At 68.6% G+C, this 17935-nt stretch carries 17 protein-coding genes; 9 read left to right on the top strand and 8 right to left on the bottom strand.

The features are described 5' to 3' along the window. Nucleotides 1-37: 37 nt before the first annotated feature. From KT882_RS14305 to KT882_RS14285, 5 genes are all read right to left on the bottom strand, one after another. Nucleotides 38-1132, bottom strand: coding sequence for a hypothetical protein (locus KT882_RS14305; RefSeq protein ID WP_228896329.1), 1095 nt, complete (start codon nt 1130-1132; stop codon nt 38-40). After that, the gene (locus KT882_RS14300; protein ID WP_228896328.1) at nt 1129-2400 is read right to left on the bottom strand and encodes a hypothetical protein; all 1272 of its coding nucleotides are present in this window, start codon (nt 2398-2400) and stop codon (nt 1129-1131) included. Before KT882_RS14300 ends, KT882_RS14305 begins: the two co-directional genes overlap by 4 nt. Before the next feature lie 2 nt (nt 2401-2402). Next, nucleotides 2403-2981 (bottom strand): hypothetical protein, encoded by a 579-nt coding sequence (locus tag KT882_RS14295; protein WP_228896326.1) that lies wholly within the window; start codon nt 2979-2981, stop codon nt 2403-2405. Then, nucleotides 2978-4303, bottom strand: a complete 1326-nt coding sequence (locus KT882_RS14290; protein WP_161072331.1) for a hypothetical protein — start codon at nt 4301-4303, stop codon at nt 2978-2980. The genes KT882_RS14295 and KT882_RS14290 overlap by 4 nt, the downstream gene beginning before the upstream one ends. Nucleotides 4304-4416: 113 nt before the next feature. Continuing rightward, nucleotides 4417-7560 (bottom strand): penicillin-binding transpeptidase domain-containing protein, encoded by a 3144-nt coding sequence (locus KT882_RS14285; protein ID WP_228896319.1) that lies wholly within the window; start codon nt 7558-7560, stop codon nt 4417-4419. Nucleotides 7561-7943: 383 nt separating this feature from the next. On the opposite strand from KT882_RS14285, the gene KT882_RS14280 reads away from it, so the two are divergent. The 3 genes from KT882_RS14280 to KT882_RS14270 all read left to right on the top strand — a co-directional run bounded on the left by KT882_RS14280 (nt 7944) and on the right by KT882_RS14270 (nt 10058). Further along, nucleotides 7944-8198: a hypothetical protein gene (locus KT882_RS14280; RefSeq protein WP_228896317.1), complete on the top strand. Its 255-nt coding sequence runs from the start codon at nt 7944-7946 to the stop codon at nt 8196-8198. Nucleotides 8199-8392: 194 nt separating this feature from the next. Next, the gene (locus KT882_RS14275) at nt 8393-8935 is read left to right on the top strand and encodes a YXWGXW repeat-containing protein (RefSeq protein WP_161072334.1); all 543 of its coding nucleotides are present in this window, start codon (nt 8393-8395) and stop codon (nt 8933-8935) included. 412 nt (nt 8936-9347) lie between these two features. After that, entirely contained in the window at nt 9348-10058 is a 711-nt protein-coding gene (locus KT882_RS14270; protein ID WP_228896315.1) for a reverse transcriptase-like protein, read from the top strand. Between the two features lie 8 nt (nt 10059-10066). Here KT882_RS14270 and KT882_RS14265 read toward each other — a convergent pair whose 3' ends face one another. Beyond that, nucleotides 10067-11713 (bottom strand): methyl-accepting chemotaxis protein, encoded by a 1647-nt coding sequence (locus KT882_RS14265; RefSeq protein WP_228896313.1) that lies wholly within the window; start codon nt 11711-11713, stop codon nt 10067-10069. Nucleotides 11714-11721: 8 nt separating this feature from the next. After that, on the bottom strand, nt 11722-12213 hold the full coding sequence (locus KT882_RS14260) for a chemotaxis protein CheW (protein WP_161074253.1): 492 nt from the start codon (nt 12211-12213) through the stop codon (nt 11722-11724). 181 nt (nt 12214-12394) lie between these two features. On the opposite strand from KT882_RS14260, the gene KT882_RS14255 reads away from it, so the two are divergent. The 5 genes from KT882_RS14255 to KT882_RS14235 are packed head-to-tail and all read left to right on the top strand — an operon-like array spanning nt 12395 to nt 16082. Further along, on the top strand, nt 12395-13054 hold the full coding sequence (locus KT882_RS14255; protein WP_228896310.1) for an HD domain-containing protein: 660 nt from the start codon (nt 12395-12397) through the stop codon (nt 13052-13054). 37 nt (nt 13055-13091) lie between these two features. Next, nucleotides 13092-14360 carry a TCR/Tet family MFS transporter gene (locus tag KT882_RS14250; RefSeq protein ID WP_161074255.1) on the top strand — a complete coding sequence of 423 codons (1269 nt, stop codon included), beginning with the start codon at nt 13092-13094 and terminating at the stop codon, nt 14358-14360. Beyond that, entirely contained in the window at nt 14357-14833 is a 477-nt protein-coding gene (locus KT882_RS14245) for a hypothetical protein (RefSeq protein WP_228896308.1), read from the top strand. The genes KT882_RS14250 and KT882_RS14245 overlap by 4 nt, the downstream gene beginning before the upstream one ends. Further along, entirely contained in the window at nt 14785-15189 is a 405-nt protein-coding gene (locus KT882_RS14240; protein ID WP_228896307.1) for a hypothetical protein, read from the top strand. Before KT882_RS14245 ends, KT882_RS14240 begins: the two co-directional genes overlap by 49 nt. 20 nt (nt 15190-15209) lie before the next feature. Then, a complete protein-coding gene (locus KT882_RS14235; protein ID WP_228896285.1) occupies nt 15210-16082 on the top strand; it encodes an EamA family transporter in 873 nt (290 codons plus the stop codon). Here the strand turns inward: KT882_RS14235 and KT882_RS14230 are convergent. Next, complete coding sequence (locus tag KT882_RS14230) at nt 16079-16816, bottom strand: SDR family oxidoreductase (RefSeq protein WP_228896283.1); 738 nt, start codon at nt 16814-16816, stop codon at nt 16079-16081. The genes KT882_RS14235 and KT882_RS14230 overlap by 4 nt on opposite strands. A 164-nt stretch (nt 16817-16980) precedes the next feature. Between KT882_RS14230 and KT882_RS14225 the strand changes: the two genes are divergently transcribed. After that, nucleotides 16981-17913 carry an AraC family transcriptional regulator gene (locus KT882_RS14225; RefSeq protein ID WP_161074258.1) on the top strand — a complete coding sequence of 311 codons (933 nt, stop codon included), beginning with the start codon at nt 16981-16983 and terminating at the stop codon, nt 17911-17913. Nucleotides 17914-17935: the final 22 nt, after the last annotated feature.

Raw genomic sequence — 17935 nt, 5'->3', positions numbered from 1 at the left:
GCGCCGCTTTTATCTTGCGCACGATTCAAGCCCTGGCTTAGATCATGCCTATCCGCTCTATGCACGCCAGCGAGGCGCCTCGGGCGCGCAAGGCGCTGGCGTAGGCTGGCGGGATGTCGTTTTGCCAATCCCGGGGCAGCAGCACGCGGTCGCCCTGGACGGCTTGTTTTAGTATCAACTCCATCTTGGCTTCGCGGCCTTCCACAGTGTCCACGCGGCCGGCATGCCAGGCGCTGGAGCAGCCGCTGGCGATGATGCGGCCGCGCGGCACGAACTCGCGGCCACGCGCGAGGCGGTCGGCCATGACCAGCGCCAGTTCGTGGGAGGCGCCCTGGAAGCGCGGCTGGCCGAAGCGCACCACGGTGCGCCAGCGGCCCAGGCCACGGCCGTCGAAGTGGCGCGCGCCGGCCAGCGCCTGGCGGATGGCCAGTTGCGCGGTCAGGCCCAGGCCAGGGACGGCGATGGTGTCTTCCTCGTCGGCGCCGCCCTGCTCCACGGGGTGGACGCTGACTTCCACCCAGTTCAGGCTATCGTTGATGCCGCCGCTGTGCAGCGGGAACCAGGCGCGCGCGCTGGACACGGAGGCCGATGGATCGGTGTGTCCGGTCAGGGCGCCAAGGTGGGACAGGGTCAGGCTGCCGGGGATGGATTGTGCCGCTTCGGCGCCTGGGGCGCTCGCCGCGCCCAGCACGGCCAGCGCCGGCACGGGGCTGGCGGAGATCAGCGCTTGCAGATGCACTGAGGCTTCGGCCTGGCCGCTCACGCTGCCGCAATGCCAGTTGTCGGACCAGCCGTCAGCGTAGACCAGCGGGCAGGCGGGCTGCCAGGCGCCGCGCACCATGCGGTCCGCCAGCACGGCAGCCAGTTCCCAGCCACGTTCACCGGCCGATGGGGCGAGGTCCATGCTGAGCACAACCTGGTCGCGGCTGTCGAAGCGGTGTTCGGTGTGGCGCGCCAGGCGCACGACTTCCTGCATACGCTCGCTCAGGGCGGGCGCGCCGGACACGGCGCATTTGACGTCGGCGCGGTTGGCGCGCGGGCGGCGGCTGGCGGTGATGGTCAGCACGCGGCCGTCGGCCAGCACGCAGCGGCACTCTGCGTTGGCGGGGAGTTTCGGGCTTGTGCAGGTCATAGCGATGGCTCCCGGCGCTGTTCAGGCCCCGCATAGGCCTCTACTGCGTGTTCGCCGGTGGCGGCGCGGCGTTGCGCAAGGTGGTGGTCAAGGTTGGCGACGATGCGCTCGGCTTCGTCCATCAGGGCGGCGAGTACCGGTTCAGGGTCGGCCGCGCCGCAGGCGGCGCCGAATTGCAGCGGGTTGGCGGCCAGTTGCAGGCGCGCGAGCAAAGCCCAGGCTTGGTCAAGTTCGCGCGCCGCCTGGATGCTGTGGCCCGAACGGCGCTCTTGTTGTGCGCGCGGAGACGGCAGGTCGGGGGCGGACCAGGCCAGGGCGGGCATGGTGTTGACGTCGAGCGCGAGCAGCGCGGCACGCTGCAACAGGCTGCGGTGCGCCAGGAACAAGGCCTGGCCCGGCGGCAGCGCCACCTGCCGGAAGCCGCTCGACAGCGCGGGCAGCTCAAGGAACAGGCGGCGCAGCGCATGCGCGTCGTCGCGGGCCGTAGCAGCAAAGGCGGCGTTCGTGGCGCCGGCTGCGGCGATGGCGGCTACAGCAGCACCTGCGCCAGCGTGCGCGGATGCGGGCGTTGCTTCGTCCAACAGGATTTCGGCAGTTGCGGGGGCGTCTGGCATGCTGGCAGACGCGTTGCTGGCGGCGGACGCGTCCAGGGCGGCGGCGGCGGCGGCGGCAGGCGGAGTCTGCGCACGGGCACGCAGCTGGGCGGCGTAGTCGGTTTGCTCGCCCAGATCTACCGGCAGGCAGTCTTCCACCGTCACGCCGAAGCGCGTGTAGAGCAACTGGTTCAAGCCTGCGCGGAAGCCGTTCCACTCGTCCAGCGAGGTGCATGGCGGCAGGTCCAGCATGCCTTGCGACAGCGCTTCCTGCACCGCCGCTTCCACGGCCGCCTGCAAGTCCGCCAGGGCCAGCGCTTCCGCCACTTCGCTGAACAGGTACAGATCAAAGCGCTGCTGCGCCACGCGCGGATCCGCCGCATCGATCAGCACACGGGTACGCAGGCCGATTTCCGGCGCGGCGGCATAGGGCGTCACATCCACGCTATATGGCCCCGGATGGAAGGCATACGCAACCTCGCCTTCCCTTGCGCCGCCAGCGGCAGCACGCCGGGATTGCCCGCTCTCGCTGAATATCACCTGCACGCAGCCGGCGGGCGCCTGCGCGCCGCGCAAGCGCACCGCCACCAGGCTGCGTCCCAGTGCAGCGCAGGACGCATCCTGTGCGGCATCCTGCGCTGCGCTGCGGCTGCGGACGAAGGAAAAGAGGCCCATGATTACCGCGCCACCGGCTCAACGGCAAAGCTCGCGCCGTACAGCTGGAAATGCGCCGCCGGTGCGATGTCAAACGGCCACGCGTGCTCGCATTCGCCGTCCGCGTCCAGCCGGCCCTGCAGCAATATGGCGCCGCCCCCGTCCACCACGCGCAGCATGGGCTGCTCGCGCAGCAGGCGCGCAGCGAATGGCGCACCGGCGTCAAGTTTGAGAATGAGCTGCCAGCCCTCCCGGTCATCTTCCCCGTTTTGCACAAAATGCAACTGCCAGTGGCCGTCGTCCGTCATCAGTTCGTCCAGCACGGCGCTGGTCGAAGCGGCGCGCAGCATACCTGCGCTGCGCTGCCACACCGCGTCATTGGCCGCACCAGCCTCCGCTACCGCGCGGCGCTCCAGCGACAACTGGCGAAAGCGCCGCAGCGTCAATGGCGAAGCCTGGAGCGCGGCGCGCTCGTTCGGCGTAAGCGCGCGGCTGCCGTCCAGCGCCGCCAGCAGCACCGCGTCCGACAGCATCAGGCGGTCTCCCGGCACCGCCCGGGACAGCAGCAGGCGCTCTTGCAATTTCCGGTCCGGCGTGGTCATTTTTGCATCCTTCCATTCATTGCGTACAGCTTGTCGATGGCCTCGTTGCGGCGCTTGCGCAGCGTCGGCATCGAAATCCGGTCCAGCGCCGCCAGTTGCTGCAAGGTCGGCAGTTCGCCGGTGGCCGGGTCCAGCCAGGCGTCCGGATAGCTTTCGTCTTCCGCGCCGAGCAGTTTCTGGTACACCGCCAGCCGGATCGGCAGCGATTCCTCGTCCAGCACCTGCAGCATGCGGCTGCCGCCATCCTGGGCGGCGGTAGCCAGCTCCATAAAGCGGAGGGGCAAGGAAAGGCTGGCAGCGAGGGCCTGGTCGGCTGCGGCAAGCGCGGGGTCGCGGATGGGCTGGGGCACGTCCGCATCCGCATCGGAGTCCGCATCAGGCGGGACATCGACGCCATCCTCTTCTCCGGGCGCGGGCAGGATCTGGTCCTCCACATGCTGCCGGGCGTCATCCTCCGACTCGCTCACCACGCGCAAATAATCATCCAGCCAGGCGGTGGCTTCGCCATCGTCGCCGCGCCAATCGTCGGCGCCGCCCATATTGGCAGACAGCGCCTCGTACTCGCCGATTTCCGCCATCAGCGCGGCAATCTTGCCGGGGCTGTTCTTCAGGCTGGAGAAGCGCTTGGACTTGGTGTGCAGCGGCCCGGGCGAGCCGGCGAAGCGCTCCTGCGACTCGCTCCAGCGTATCACCCACTCGGCCTTGCACCCGCCTATGGACTTCATCTGGCGGGCTTCGATGGGAATGCCCTCCGCCGCGCGGCCCAGAATGGCGGCAATCTGCTGCTCGTGCTGCTGCCAGTTGGCGAACAGCTGCTCAATTTCGCGGTAGGCGGTATCGAGCATGCGGTAGGTGTACATTTTATTGGGACTGCAATCGCGCCCGGTGGCTACCTGGTAATTGTCCGAGTCCACCTTGTCGCGCAGGCCGGCGTACATATCGTTGAATTTCTTGCGCAGCATGGCGTCGCTGCCGGGGTTCAGCCAGAATGCGCCGTGCCGGGCGTGCTCGCTGGCCAAGGCCGAGGCCAACCCGCTCCAGTACGAGGGCTGCGCCTGGAGTTCGAACGCGAGGCTGGTGGCCAGTTCGGAGACGCTTTCGCCGTAGCTGTTGCCCGGCGCTTCACCGCGCGCGCTGCGCTGCGCCTGCCGCAGCTCGGACGCCAGCGCGTCCGTGTAGATGTCGAGCTGCTCGGCTTCGCATCCGCCGCCAGCCAGCAGCAGCAAATCCATGCGCTGCACGGCCAGCAGCGAGCAGTGGCCCAGCAGCTTGCGCACCTGTTCCCATCCGTGTTCCTGATAACGCGTTCCCGGCAGCCGCATGTGATCCCGTAGTTCAAAAAAGGCGCCGCCGGACCATAGGGATCGTATGGTCTTCGACGGACACTTCAAAATCATGCCACATCCTTGACTCAGCCATTCCTCTTGTTACACGCCTATTTACCCCTCTGTTCCGCGTTCTGCCCAGGCCAGCCCGCCAGCAGCGCGGCCACCATGGGCGCGGCATGCTCGCCGCCGCTGGCGCCGGAATGGCTGACAAAGGCCGCCACCGCAAGCCGGTGCGGCTGCTGCGGCAGGCTGCGCGGCTCCAGCCAGCCGGTGAACCAGACCGTGGCCGCCCCGTCGCTCACAGGCGCGGTGCCGGTCTTGCCGTACAAGCCAAGGCGCAGCGGTGCCAGCCCAGGCGCGCTGAAAGCGGCGGCGGCGGTGCCGGAGTCCACCACGCCCTTCATGCCGGCGCGGATGCGGTCCAGCCGCGCGCCCAGCGGCGCGGCTTGCGCGTCGCTAGCCGCTTTGCCGTTCAGCTCCAGCAGCAGCCGAGGCGTGACCGTGGCGCCCTGGCCGATGGCGGCGGACACCATCGCCATTTGCAGCGGCGTCGCCTGCATACGGAGGCCGATGGCCATTTGCCGCAGCTCGTGGCGGGTGTGGATTTCGTCCACGTGGGCAGGCGTGGCTTGCAGCGCGTCGTAGGCCTGCCAGGGAAAGTCGCCGGGCAGCAGGCCGCCGTCCAGCCGCAGGCGCTGCTCGAATCCCAGCCGGTGCGCGGCGGCCGCGATGGGCCGCACCGGGTCGAGCGCGCCCGCTTCCAGCGCCTGCACGCCGGGCACACCGCCGTCGGGGCGGCCGAACAGGCTGCGGTCGCTCAGCTCGGAGGACCAGGCGAACCAGGTGTTCAGGCTATAGGTCAGCGCTTGCGCCAGTCCCAGCTTGCCTTCCTGCGCGCGCCGATCCAGCCCCTGCTCCTTGTAGTTGGTGATGTGGGCGCCGCCCGGGCTGGCCGGATAGGTCGCGGCTCCGGTCTGGAAGGCGTAGCCGCGCTGCCGGGCGATGGCGTTGATGGCCGGGAGCGGCATGCCGCTCAGGAGCGCGTCCAGGCGCGGATCGGTCTGGGCGGCCAGTTCGAGGCCGAGCGCGCTGACGATCTTGAACGTGGAGCCGGGGCTGCGGTGCGCGCCGCCGTCGTGCTGGAGCGCGGGCAGGCGCAGGGGGCTGCGGGCGGGGTTGGCGCGGTCAAAGTCGCGCACTTCCGGCCAGTTGGCGGAAGTCGCGGGGGCGTTGCCGGCGCCTGCGGCGGCGAGGATGTCGCCGGTTTCGGCATCGAGCACGATAAAGCCGGCATGGCGCCCTTGCGGCGCGGGCTGGCCGCCGGTGCAGGCCTTGCCGTCCCAATGGCCCTGGCGCATGCCGATGCAGTCGAGGATGCGCTGGCTGAGCGCTTGCAGCGGCAGGTCGAGCGACAGCTTTGCAGTGGCGCCCGCAGCGCCGCCGCCCATGGCCGATGCGCGGGCCAGCATGCCGGCAATGCTGCTGGCGTGTTCAGGACCGACGCCCAGCATGGGCGCCAGGCCGGCGTCCAGAGCGGTGGGCGTGCCGCTGCCGTCCGCCCACAGCAGCGCGCCGTTGCGGTCCTGGAGCTGCACGCCCGCTGCGGCTTTGCCTGCGGCTGGTGCAGCGGGCGCCGCGCCGGGCAAGGCTGTTTCCAGGGGCTGCCAGACGATGCGCCCTGCTCCCTTGATCACGCGCAGGTGGCGGTAGCCCTGGTCTCCGGCTGCGGCGACACTCGTCATGTCCAGTGGCTGCATCTCGACGGTGATGGCGCGGGCGCCGGGCAGCGGGTCCAGGGTAAGCTGCACCGCATCGCTGGCGCTCGCGCAGCCGCGCCCTGTGCAGGCAGGAAGCAGCTTTGCATGCGCGCCGCTGACCGAGAGCACGCGTCCGGCCACCAGCAATTGCAGCGCGCCACCGGAGGGCGCAGGCAATGTCAGTTGCACTGCTTGCGCGGCGCTGGATTGCGGCCAGTAGGCGGCGCGCGTCCAAGGCTGCCAGCCTTGCGGCAGCTCGGCGAACAGACGCGCGGCGGCGGGCGGCATCTGCGAGGTAGAAGCCAGAGGACTGCCGCCGGCGCTGGCTTCCCAGGCTGGTCCGGACTTCACGCGCCACGCGAGCAAGCGCCGTTCGCTGTTGTAGATGTCGATCTGCTGCCGCACATAGGCGCCATCGGCCTGCTGGTACAGGCGCTTGAGCAGCTTGGCTGTGGCCTCGCCGGGCTGCACATGCCGCCACTCGGCCAGTTCGGTGGCGCGGGACGACGGTGCGCTGGCCAGCCATTGCGGCAAGTCGCGCGGCGCGACGGCGATCATGCCGCTGGCGTCCAGGCGTACCAGTCCGGCGTCTTGCAGGGCGGTGAAGAGAATCTGGTCTTCCAGCTGGGCCGTGGCGCGCGCCGGAACCTTGTAGACGCCGGGCTGCAGATAGCCGGTGGCCGGGCTGCCTTCGGCGGGAAATGCGGCCAGCAGCACTTTGTCGCCCGAAGCTATCATGCTGCCAGCGGCCAGGCTGGCACTGCGGACGCCCGTGCCGGCGGAAGCGCCATCTGGCTGACGCAACTGATACAGCTGCACCAGCAGCTCGCCAGCCTGTGGGCAGCCCACGCTGGCGCGCCGCTCCACGCGCATGGCGGCGCCGGCGCCCCACGACAGCCAGCCTTGCCGGCGGAATCCCGCAGCGCCGCTGCCGCCCTCCACCACCCGCCCTTCGCTCGCATCGCTCAGCCAGCGCGCCGATGCGCCTGGCGCGCTGCGCCAGTTCAGCTCCAGCGGTTCGCCGCCGAAGTCCGCGCGCGCGTCGCCGCTGATGCGCACCTCCGGCATTGCCGCCGTGACGGCGGACTCGCCACCAACCAGCAGCACATTGCGCAAGGCCCCGGCGGCAAGGCCGGAGCGCTGCACGTCGTCGAAGCGATAGCCCAGCCGCAGCGGCACCAGTTTTGCGCTGCCCGGCTCGCGCAGCTGGCTGCACAGGTCCACGCGCACCGTACCCATGCCCTGCATGCCCGCCAGCGTGAGCACTGCGCCGCCCGCCACGGGGCTGAAGCGCACGCCAGCCTGCCGCGTCACTTCCAGCGTGGCGCCCGGCAGTGCGGCTTGATATACGGTTGCCGCATGGCGCTCGCTGGTGGCATCGGCGGTGGTGATGGTAGCGGCACCAAGCGCGCGCGCATGGCCGATGATGAGCACTGCGCCAGCCAGCGCAGCCAGCGTGCCCAGCCCGGCCATCCACAACGCGAGCGGAGACATGCCGGCGGCGCGGCGCCGCAGCGAGCTTGCGCCAGCGCTTGCACTAGCCGCGCCTGTCCGCGCCCCTGCGCCAGGCCCTACGCCAGCGCCGCGCTGCGGACGCGCCCCGGCGCGCAGGTTCCGGCTGCGGCGCCATGTGCGCAGCAAGTGACTGATTTTGGCCCGCATATGCTCCCCGCCCCGGTGGTGTCTGTATGGCCGGGCTTAGCGGAGGGGTGGGGAAAGCGTGGTTCGAAAGCTATCGTTTTGTCGCCGGATTTTGCATTTCGCGCCGCAAAAACCGCCACTCGTCGCAATCCCTTGGAAGCTTGAGGGCGGATTGAATACAGTGCAGTCATCGGAACACAAAACACCACTCACCCACCACCTGAAGGAAGACTAAAATGAACGTCCTGAAAAACTTCGAAGCCCTGTTTGTTGCGACCCTGGGCCTGGCCTGCGCCGCCAACTACGTGCTCGATAGCGGCACCGCAACGGCCACCGAAGCACAGCTCATCGTCGCCCGTGCCAACGCACCCGCCATCGCTGCCGCCAAGGACATGCAAGTGGTTGTGGTCAGCGCCAAACGCCCAAGCGCCGAACAGAAACTGCAACTGCTGAACGACGAACGCAAAGCCAACGCTTCGGCCAAGATCTGATGCCGGCCCAGAACATTCGCCTGCACGCCATGCGCCCCTCTACAGCGCCCGCGTGGCAGGCGAATCCTGCTTCTGTGTGCTAGCGCACACACCATTCCAAAGCTGTGTCAGTTGTAAGAAGTTGCATCTTCCTTTCTCCGTATCCCTGCCGCTTGATATAGTGAATTCAGCGTCACACATCAACGGAGAACAAAATGATCAAGCCTACCTTTTACGCAGCAGCCTTGCTGGCTGTAAGCTCTGCCGCTTTCGCGCCGATGCCTGCTTCGGCACAGGTGGACGTCAACCTGGTCATCGGCACCGCGCCGCCTCCGCTCCGCTATGAAAGCATGCCGCCGCCGCGCCATGGCTACGTCTGGGCGCCCGGCTACTGGAACTGGAACGGCCATCGCCACGTGTGGGTTGCCGGCCAATGGATGCGCGAACGTCCGGGCTACTACTACATCCAGCCGCAATGGGTGCAGTCAAACGGCCACTGGATACGCCACGAAGGCCGCTGGGACCGCCGAGGCCGGGGCGATATGGACCATGACGGCATCCCGAACCGCTATGACCGCGACCGCGATGGTGACGGTATCCCCAACCGCTACGACAACCACAACAACCGTGGCCATGACCGGGGCCGTGGCCACGACAATGACCGCGACGGCGTGCCTAACCGCTATGACCGCGACCGCGACGGCGACGGTGTGCCCAACCGCTATGACAGCCGGCCGGACAACCCGCGCCGCAACTAAGCCATCAACTAAGTCCGCTTGACCGGGCTGGCGCTCCAGTACTGCGCCAGCCCGAGGTTCTTCAGGGCCGCGTTCACAAAGCGCGGCTCCAGCTATTCCTATGGCGGCAAATTCCGGTAGCCGGCCGATCCGATGCGGCCGCTGGCATAGGCCACGTCTATGGTGGCTGCGGCGGGCTCCTCCAATGCGAACCACGCCAGCGCCCCCACCCGCCGCGCCTAGACCGCCCTCCGCCCAGCAAGCATGCTTTGCCGGCAATGGTCGGGGCGAGAAAGAGCATGCGTATACACCGGCACCGTGCCAGCCGCGGGACGTGCTTTTAACGTCCCGGCGTGCGCAAAAGCCAGCAGCGCTGCGCGAATTTCAGCAGCGCGTGTTGATTCAGGCGGGGCGCAGGCGGTAGCATGGCGGCATGACGACTCTCCCCTCCTCCTCCCCGGACCTTCCCGCCAGCCTGGCCGATGCCGCCTTCCACAATGAGCGCGTGGCGGCGCGCCGCATGGCCGCCAGGGAGGGGTTGGACGAAGCAGAGGCGCTGCTGCGCGTTATGCGGCAGTCGGCCACGGCGCAGGGGCTGGCGGAACTGGCCGACCTGCTGGCGGCGCGCGCCAAATTGAAACGGGATGATGCGGAGCGGCGGGCGGCGAAGCTGGCGGCGCGCGGCGAGAAGGTGGCGGGCATCAAGGCGCGCGCGCGGCCGGCGCCGCAGCCTGGCGCCTGGCAGGCGTGGTTCGACGGCTCGGCGCATCCCAATCCGGGGCGGCTGGGCATAGGGGGGCTGCTGCTTGGGCCGGCGGGCGAGCGGATCGAGATCAGCGCGCGCGCGGGGCACGGCAACAGCGGCGAGGCGGAGTATCTGGCGCTGCTGGCGCTACTGGAAGCGGCCGTCGCGGCGCGTCCGGGCGTGCTGGCGATTTATGGCGACAGCCAGGTCGTGATAAGCGATGTGGCGGGCGGCGCGGGCGCGAAGGGGCTGGAGCAGCACCGCGAACGGGCGCTGGATCTGATGGCGCAACTGGGGAAATCGGGGCGGGTGACGCTGCACTGGGTGCCGCGCCACCGCAACGGCGAGGCGGACCGCCTGTCGCAACAGGCGATCGCCTCCTGGGGAGAGCTGGAGTAAAGCGCGGACTAGCCGAGCAAGCGGGTGCCGCTGCCCTGCCCGTGGGCCGCAGGCGAGCGGCCCGCAGACGTGCGGCCAGCGGCCACGAGCCCTGCGGGTGCGCGGTCGGCGCCACCCACCTGGAACACGCTGACGACCTGCGCCAGCTGGGCCGCCTGCTGCTGCATGGACTCGGCGGCGGCGGCGGACTGCTCCACCAGCGCGGCGTTCTGCTGCGTGACCTGGTCCATCTCGCCAATGGCCTTGTACACCTCCTCGATGCCCGCGCTCTGCTCTTTGCTGGCGGTGGTGATCTCGGTGATGATGGTGCTGACGCGGTGCACGCTGTCGACGATGTCTTCCATGGTCGCGCCGGCGTCGGCCACCAGCTTGCTGCCCTGGTTCACCTTGTCCACCGAGTCGCCGATCAGCTCCTTGATTTCCTTGGCGGCGGCGGCCGAGCGCTGCGCCAGCGTGCGCACTTCGCTGGCCACCACGGCAAAGCCGCGTCCCTGCTCGCCCGCGCGCGCCGCTTCCACGGCCGCGTTCAAGGCCAGGATATTGGTCTGGAAGGCGATGCCGTCGATGACGGCGATAATGTCGACGATCTTGCGCGAGGCGGCGTTGATGGCGTCCATCGTGCCGACCACCTCGGCCACCACGGCGCCGCCCTTGACGGCCACGCCCGCCGCCGCGCTGGCCAGTTCCTTGGCCTGATGCGCGTTGCTGGCGTTGTTCTTCACGGTGGCGGTCAGCTCCTCCATCGAGGCGGCGGTTTCCTCCAGCGAGCCGGCCTGCTGCTCGGTGCGCGAGGACAGGTCCTGGTTGCCGGCAGCGATCTCGGTGGACGAGGTTTCGATCTGCGCGGTGCCGCTGCGCACCTGCAGCACGATGTTGAGCAGGGAGCTGTTCATGTCCTGCAGGGCCAGCAGCAGCTGGCCGGTCTCGTCTCCGCCGCTGACGGTGATGCGGCCGGTCAGGTCGCCCGCCGCCACGCGCCGCGCCGCCGCCAGCGCCTGGCCCAGCGGCTTCGTGATGCCGGTGGTCAGCAGCCAGGAGCACACCACGCCGAAGGCCAGCACCAGCACAGTGAGCGCTATCAGCAAGGTGCGGCTGGACCCAGCGCCGGCTTCGATCTGCTGCGCGATGGCGTCGATCTTGCCGCGCTGGAGCTTGAGCAGCTCGGCCATCAGGCTCTGGTAGGCGGCGGCGCCGGGCGCGAACACGTTGTTGAAGTGCGCCTCCGCCTCCTCCAGCGCGCCCTCGGCCTTGAGCTTGGCCACCTTGTCGCGCGAAGACAGGTAGATCTTGCGCTGCTCGCCTATGCGGCCGAACAGTTCCTTCTCGTCGTCGTCGATCAGCGTCTCGACTTTTTTCTGCAGTTCGGCCGAGATGGCGCTGGACTTCTTCGACTCGTCGGCGAAATAGGCCGCCAGCGACGGGTCGCTGCTGCGGGCGATCGCCGTGGTGCGCCGGATGGCGCTGTCGATCTTGCCCGACCAGTCGCTGATCAGGCGTTCTTTCGCGAGCGGCACTTCCATCATCGCACGCGTGGCGCTGGCCACATCGTGCAAACGCCAGATGGCGACGCCGGTAATGGCCACGGACAGGGCCAGGATAACGGCAAAGCCCAGAGCCAGGCGCTTGCCGATGCTGATGCGGGAAAGTGCGCTCATGGCGGTCCTTACGCGGCCAGCGCGGTGTCGAGCAGGCCCATGTCGGCGCTCGTCATCAGGCGGTCGATGTCCACCAGGATCAGCATGCGCTCGTCGATGGTGCCCAGGCCGACGATGTACTCGGTGTTCAGGGTGGAGGTGATTTCCGGCGCCGGCTTGACCTGCTCCGGGGTCAGGATGGTGACGTCGGACACGCTGTCGACCACCATGCCCACCACGCGGTGGCCGATGTTGAGGATGATGACCACGGTGAACTGGTTGTAGGTCGGCTCGCCCACGTTGAACTTGATGCGCATGTCCACGATCGGCACGATCAGGCCGCGCAGGTTGATCACACCCTTGACGAACTCCGGCGCGCTGGCGATGCGGGTGGGCGCTTCGTAGCTGCGGATCTCGCTGACTTTCTGGATGTCGATGCCGTATTCTTCCTGGCCCAGGGTGAAGGCGAGGTATTCGGCGGCGGCCGCCACATTGGCGGTGGTGATGGCGTCGTTGGACATAGTTTCCCTTAAGGCTAGATGCCGTAAATTAAGAGCCGTAATGTTACCGTAAGTCAAGACTTGACGCATCAAATAAATGCACCAAGGCAATAGCAGCGTGCAAACGGCTATGGCCTTCTTGTTAATTCAATGCCACAATTAGGCGGTAGGCATCAATGCAAACCGCAGGGCAAGGAGAACAATGAATAGTTTGTTAAGCAGCTGGCACCCGCGCCTGGTGGCGCTGGCCGCCGCCGCCGCAGTCGACGACGGCGCGCACGACACCAACCATCTGCACCGCGTGTGGCGCAACGCCACGCTGCTGATGGACGATTACCCGGAGGCCGATGCGCTGGTGGTGCTGGCGGCCTGCTATCTGCACGACCTGGTGAACCTGCCCAAGAACTCCCCGGAACGCCACCTGGCCTCGCGCCAGGCGGCCCGGCTGGCCAGCCGCCAGCTGGCCGAACTGGGCTTCCCGCAGGAGAAGCTGGCCGCCACCGCGCACGCCATCGAGACCCACAGCTTCTCGGCCGGCATCCAGCCCGAGACCATCGAGGCCAAGATCGTGCAGGACGCGGACCGGCTCGACGCGCTGGGCGCGGTGGGCCTGGCGCGCATGTTCTACACCGCCGGCCGCATGGGCTGCGCGCTGGCGCACGCCGAAGACCCGATGGCGCTGCACCGCGAGCTGGACGACAAGGCCTATTCGCTCGACCATATCGACGTGAAGCTGGCCACCCTGCCCGGCAAGATGCAGACCGCCGCCGGCCGCCGCCTGGGCCAGAGCCGCCTGGCCGAGCTGATAGCCTTCCGCGACAGCTTTATCGCCGAGTGGGCCGCCAGCCCGGCCACGCCTTAGCCCCGCCACGCCCCACGCACCGCACATTACAACCGCCATGACCAGCAAAAGCGAACCCGTTCCACTCTCCACCACCTCGCAAGGCAACCTGAAATTCGTGCTGGTGTGCGTCTTTATCGACATGCTGGGCATCGGCCTGGTGGTGCCGGTGCTGCCCATCCTGGTGGGCGAATTCGTCCACACGCGCGACCTGCAGGCGCTGTGGTACGGCATCATGGGCGCGGTGTTCGGCCTGATGCAGTTCATCTTCATGCCCATGCTGGGCGCGGTGAGCGACCGGGTGGGGCGGCGGCCGGTGCTGCTGTACTCCATGGCCGGCATGTGCATCAACTTCCTGTCCACCGCCTGGGCGCCCAACCTGGCCTGCATGTTCATCGGCCGCGTGATCGGCGGCGCCTCGTCGGCCAGCATGTCGGTGGCCTCGGCCTACGCGTCCGACATTTCCACCCACGAGAACCGCGCCAAGAGCTTCGGCAAGATAGGCGCGGCCTTCGGCCTGGGCTTCATCGCCGGCCCCATGCTGGGCGGCCTGCTGGGCAGCATCAACCTGCACCTGCCGTTCTACGTGGCGGCGGGCCTGTCGGCGGCCAATTTCGTCTACGGCTATTTCTGCGTGCCCGAGTCGCTGCCGGAGGCGCGCCGCTCCAAGTTCAAGCTCACCCGCGTGAACCCGCTCGACGGCCTGTTCAAGCTGGCCCGGCGCGAGGACATCCGCGGCCTGATCATCGCCTTCGCGCTGATGACCTGCGCGCAGATGATGCTGCAGTCGACCTGGGTGCTGTACACCCACTTCCGCTTCAACTGGAGCCCGGGCCAGAACGGCGCCGCGCTGTTCTGCGTGGGCATGGCCGCCGCCGTGGTGCAGGCCGGGCTGCTGGGCATCTTCATCAAATGGTTCGGCGAAATGCGCCTGACCCTGATCGGCCTCGCCTCCGGCTGCATCACCTACACGCTGTACGGCCTGGCCACGCAGGGCTGGATGATGTACCTGTTCATCTGCTGCAACCTGATGGCCTTCGCCGCCGGGCCGGCGCTGCAGGGCATCATCTCCAAATCCACCGACGCGGCCCGGCAGGGCGAGCTGATGGGATCACTGCAGTCGATCAGCAGCATCGGCATTATCTTCATGCCGCTGCTGGGCAGTGCCATCCTGGGCGAGGTGAGCCACCTGCCCGCCAACGACTGGCGCATCGGCAGCAGCTTCTTCGTCTGCGCCGCCATGCAGGCCGTGGCCATCCTGGTGGCGCGCCACTATTTCCGCACGCACGACATGAAGCAGGCGGCCGTCAAGGCGGTGCAGCCATGATGGTGCGGCTGCGCTGCGGCGCGCCGCCAGCGCTGGGCGCCGCTGCCGCGCTGGCTGCCGCGCTGGCGGCGACGCCCGCGATCGCCGAATGCTCGCGCGAGATCGCCGTGCCGGTGGCGCCCATCGGCGTGAGCATCACCGTCAACGGAGCCGCCGTGGGCGGCATCTATCCCGACGTGCTGCGCGCCGCCAGCCAGAAAGCGGGCTGCCAGCTGGCGTTCTCCGTGGTGCCGCGCGCGCGCCAGGAAGTGCTGTTCGAGGTGGGCAAGGCCGACTTGCTGGTGCCCGCCTCGCGCACGCCGGCGCGCGACGTGATCGGCACCTTTATTCCGCTGATCGGCCACCGCGCCACGCTGATTTCGGTGGCGAGCAACCGCCCCCGCTGGCCAGCGCGCAAGACCTGCTGGACCGGCCCGAACTGCGCGTGGCCGTGGTGCGCGGCTTCGACTACGGCGAGCGCTATCAGGCGCTGATCAAGGAACTGGCCAAACAGGGGCGGCTGTTCCAGGAAGTGGACACGGTCGCGGTGGCGCGGCTGATGCTGTCCGGCGCGATCGACGTCACCATCATGGGGCCGACCACGCTGGCCGGCGCGGTGATACGCGACGCGCGCCTGTCCGGCATGCTGGACAAGCTGCGCATCGAACCCATACCCGAGCTGCCGTGGAGCGTGAGCGGCGTGTACGTGTCGCGCCGCTCGCTCAAGCCGGAAGACCAGGCCGCCATGCTGGACGTGATGGAGAACATCGCGCGTTCCAACACCATACTGGAAAGCTTCCAGCGCATGCACCGCGCCGACATCCTGGCCGAAAGCGTGCGGCCGCGCTAGGCGCCGGGCGCGATCAACCCGTGTCCGGACAGGTCGCCGCAGTCATCCTGCTTGCTGCGCTGCTGCACGCGGGATGGAACGCGCTGATCAAGGCCGGCAAGGACGCCTTCCTGACGTCCGTGCTGGCGGTGTCGGGCGCGGCGCTGATCTCGCTCGCGGCGCTGCCCCTGCTGCCCGCGCCCGCCCCGGGCAGCTGGCCCATGCTGTGCGCCACCACCGCGATCCACTATTGCTATTTCGGCCTCATGTCCGCCGCCTACCGGCACGGCGACATGAGCCTGGCCTACCCGCTAATGCGCGGCAGCGCCCCGCTGCTGGTTGCGCTGGCCAGCGCGCCGCTGCTGGGCGAGCAGCTCACGGCAGTGCAATACGCCGCCGTGGCCTGCATCAGCGGCGGCATCTTCAGCATGGCGCTGGCGCGAGGCGGCGCAGTGCCGGCAGCTGCGGCAGCGACCGAGCCTGTGCCGCGCCAGCGCCGCGCCGTGCTATACGCGCTACTGAATGCCTGCGCCATCGCGTGCTACACCTTGGTGGACGGCGTCGGCGCCAGGCGCTCCGGATCGCCGCTGGCCTACACCATGTGGCTGTTCGTGCTGACCGCTGCCGGGCTGCTGGCCTGGACGCTGCCGCGCCGCCGCGCCGGCTTCGCGGCCTATGCGGCCGCCCACTGGCGCGCCGCCGCGCTGGGCGGCGCGGGCACGCTGGCCTCCTACGCCTTATCCCTGTGGGCGATGACGGTGGCGCCGGTGGCCGCCGTGGCGGCGCTGCGCGAGATCTCCATCCTGTTCGCCGCCGCCATCGCCGTCGTCTTCCTGCATGAGAAAATCATCCCGCAACGCTACGCCGCCATCGCACTCATTGCCTGCGGCGCGGCGCTGATGCGCTACGCCTAGTGTCCGGCGGTGGGCCGCACCACCATCTCGCTCACATCCACATCCGCCGGCTGCTCGATGGCAAACAGGATGGCGCGCGCGATCGCGTCCGGCGCGATGGCCACCTTGCGGAACTCCTTCATCTCGGCGCGGGCCTGCTCGTCCGAAATGCCGTCCGCCAGCTCGGACTCCGTCACCCCCGGCGACACCAGCGTTACGCGGATGTCGCCGCCCACCTCCTGCCGCAGGCCCTCGGTAATGGCCGCCACCGCGAACTTGGTGGCGCAATAGACCGCCGCCGTCGGGCTCACCGTGTACGCGCCGATGGACGCTATATTGATGATCTGCCCCGCGCGCCGCACCTGCATCAGCGGCAGCACCGCCGCGATGCCGTACAGGACGCCGCGCACGTTCACGTCCAGCATGCGGTCCCACTCCTTGAGCTTGAGCGCATCGAGGCGCGACAGCGGCATCACGCCCGCGTTGTTGATCATCACATCCACGCGGCCGTGCTGCTTGTGCGCGGCCAGCACGAAGGTCTGCACGTCGTCCGCGTCCGTCACGTCCAGCCCGTGGAAGTCCGCCGAGCCGCCCGCCGCGCGGATCTGCGCCGCGAGCAGTTCCAGCCTGTCCGTGCGGCGCGCGCCGAGCACCACATGCATGCCGTGCTGCGCCAGCAAGCGCGCCGTGGCCTCGCCTATGCCGCTGCTCGCGCCGGTGATTAGCACTACTTTTTGATTTTCCTGTAGCTGCATGATGCGCCCCCTGAGCTTAGTCTGATGCACAGGATTTTAAGGAGGCGCAGCGCCGCCGTGAATGCCGGAAGATCTCGGTCTATTGCCTAATCCTCCAATCCGCACGATAAACGTGGCGGAATCGGGCATAATATCTGCACGAAGCTACTACCCACAGGATACCCATGACTAGCCAGCAACAACGCATGATGGCGCTGATGGACCGCCTCGCCCCGGCCGAAGGCTCCACCTTGTCAGCGCTGGACGGCGTGAAATTCATGCGCGTGAACAGGCCCGTGCCACGCACACCGGTGCTGTACGAGCCGTGCATCGTCATCGTCTGCTCCGGCCGCAAGCGCGGCTACCTGGGCGGCCAATCCTATGACTACGACGCGCAGCAGTTCCTGGTCATGTCCGTGCCGCTGCCGTTTGAAGGCGAGACTGTGCAGGCCTCCGAGGCCGAGCCCATGCTGGCCGTGTCCATCCGCATCGACCTGCAGATGGCGGCGGAGCTGATGCTGGCGGTGGAGCAGTCCGGCGCCGCCATCGCGGCCGAGCCCAAAGGCATCATCTCCTCGCCGATGGACGCCAAGCTGTGCGACGCCGTGCTGCGCCTGCTTGAGGCGCTGACCTCCCCGCTGGAGACGCAGCTGCTGGCGCCCAGCGCGATGCGCGAGATCCTGTACCGCGTGCTGACCGGTGTGCAAGGCGGCTCGCTGCGCGCCGCGCTGGCGCACCAGAGCCATTTCGGCAAAATCGGCAAGGCGCTGCGCCGCATCCACGCGGACCTGAGCAGCCAGATCGACGTGGCCACGCTGGCCGGCGAGGCGGGGATGAGCGTGGCGGCCTTTCACGCCAACTTCAAGGCGGTTACGCAAACCTCGCCCATCCAGTATTTGAAATCGACCCGGCTGCACAAGGCGCGCCTGCTGATGGTACAGGACGGCCTGAGCGCGGCCAGCGCGTCGGCGCGGGTGGGCTACGAAAGCAGCTCGCAGTTCAGCCGCGAGTTCAAGCGCTTCTTCGGCCGCACGCCCGCCGACGAAGCCCGCGAAATGCGCACCCTGCTGTCCCAGATGCCGGCCGAGCGCGGCGCGCCCTACATCACCGTGCAGTAACGCCGCCGTGCCCGGCAGGTGC

The sequence above is a fragment of the Pseudoduganella aquatica genome (assembly GCF_020865585.1).
In the GTDB taxonomy this organism is placed as follows: Bacteria; Pseudomonadota; Gammaproteobacteria; order Burkholderiales; family Burkholderiaceae_D; genus Rugamonas; species Rugamonas aquatica_A.
This window is presented reverse-complemented; position numbering and strand designations above follow the sequence as displayed.

What these genes read in the sequence shown, in the direction of transcription:
- KT882_RS14280 (WP_228896317.1), top strand. Translation starts at nt 7,944, where the DNA reads ATGAACGTCCTGAAAAACTTCGAAGCCCTGTTTGTTGCGACCCTGGGC.
- KT882_RS14230 (WP_228896283.1), bottom strand. Translation starts at nt 16,816, where the DNA reads ATGCAGCTACAGGAAAATCAAAAAGTAGTGCTAATCACCGGCGCGAGC.
- KT882_RS14250 (WP_161074255.1), top strand. Translation starts at nt 13,092, where the DNA reads ATGACCAGCAAAAGCGAACCCGTTCCACTCTCCACCACCTCGCAAGGC.
- KT882_RS14255 (WP_228896310.1), top strand. Translation starts at nt 12,395, where the DNA reads ATGAATAGTTTGTTAAGCAGCTGGCACCCGCGCCTGGTGGCGCTGGCC.
- KT882_RS14270 (WP_228896315.1), top strand. Translation starts at nt 9,348, where the DNA reads ATGACGACTCTCCCCTCCTCCTCCCCGGACCTTCCCGCCAGCCTGGCC.
- KT882_RS14275 (WP_161072334.1), top strand. Translation starts at nt 8,393, where the DNA reads ATGATCAAGCCTACCTTTTACGCAGCAGCCTTGCTGGCTGTAAGCTCT.
- KT882_RS14225 (WP_161074258.1), top strand. Translation starts at nt 16,981, where the DNA reads ATGACTAGCCAGCAACAACGCATGATGGCGCTGATGGACCGCCTCGCC.
- KT882_RS14290 (WP_161072331.1), bottom strand. Translation starts at nt 4,303, where the DNA reads ATGCGGCTGCCGGGAACGCGTTATCAGGAACACGGATGGGAACAGGTG.
- KT882_RS14260 (WP_161074253.1), bottom strand. Translation starts at nt 12,213, where the DNA reads ATGTCCAACGACGCCATCACCACCGCCAATGTGGCGGCCGCCGCCGAA.
- KT882_RS14295 (WP_228896326.1), bottom strand. Translation starts at nt 2,981, where the DNA reads ATGACCACGCCGGACCGGAAATTGCAAGAGCGCCTGCTGCTGTCCCGG.
- KT882_RS14245 (WP_228896308.1), top strand. Translation starts at nt 14,357, where the DNA reads ATGATGGTGCGGCTGCGCTGCGGCGCGCCGCCAGCGCTGGGCGCCGCT.
- KT882_RS14305 (WP_228896329.1), bottom strand. Translation starts at nt 1,132, where the DNA reads ATGACCTGCACAAGCCCGAAACTCCCCGCCAACGCAGAGTGCCGCTGC.
- KT882_RS14285 (WP_228896319.1), bottom strand. Translation starts at nt 7,560, where the DNA reads ATGTCTCCGCTCGCGTTGTGGATGGCCGGGCTGGGCACGCTGGCTGCG.
- KT882_RS14300 (WP_228896328.1), bottom strand. Translation starts at nt 2,400, where the DNA reads ATGGGCCTCTTTTCCTTCGTCCGCAGCCGCAGCGCAGCGCAGGATGCC.
- KT882_RS14265 (WP_228896313.1), bottom strand. Translation starts at nt 11,713, where the DNA reads ATGAGCGCACTTTCCCGCATCAGCATCGGCAAGCGCCTGGCTCTGGGC.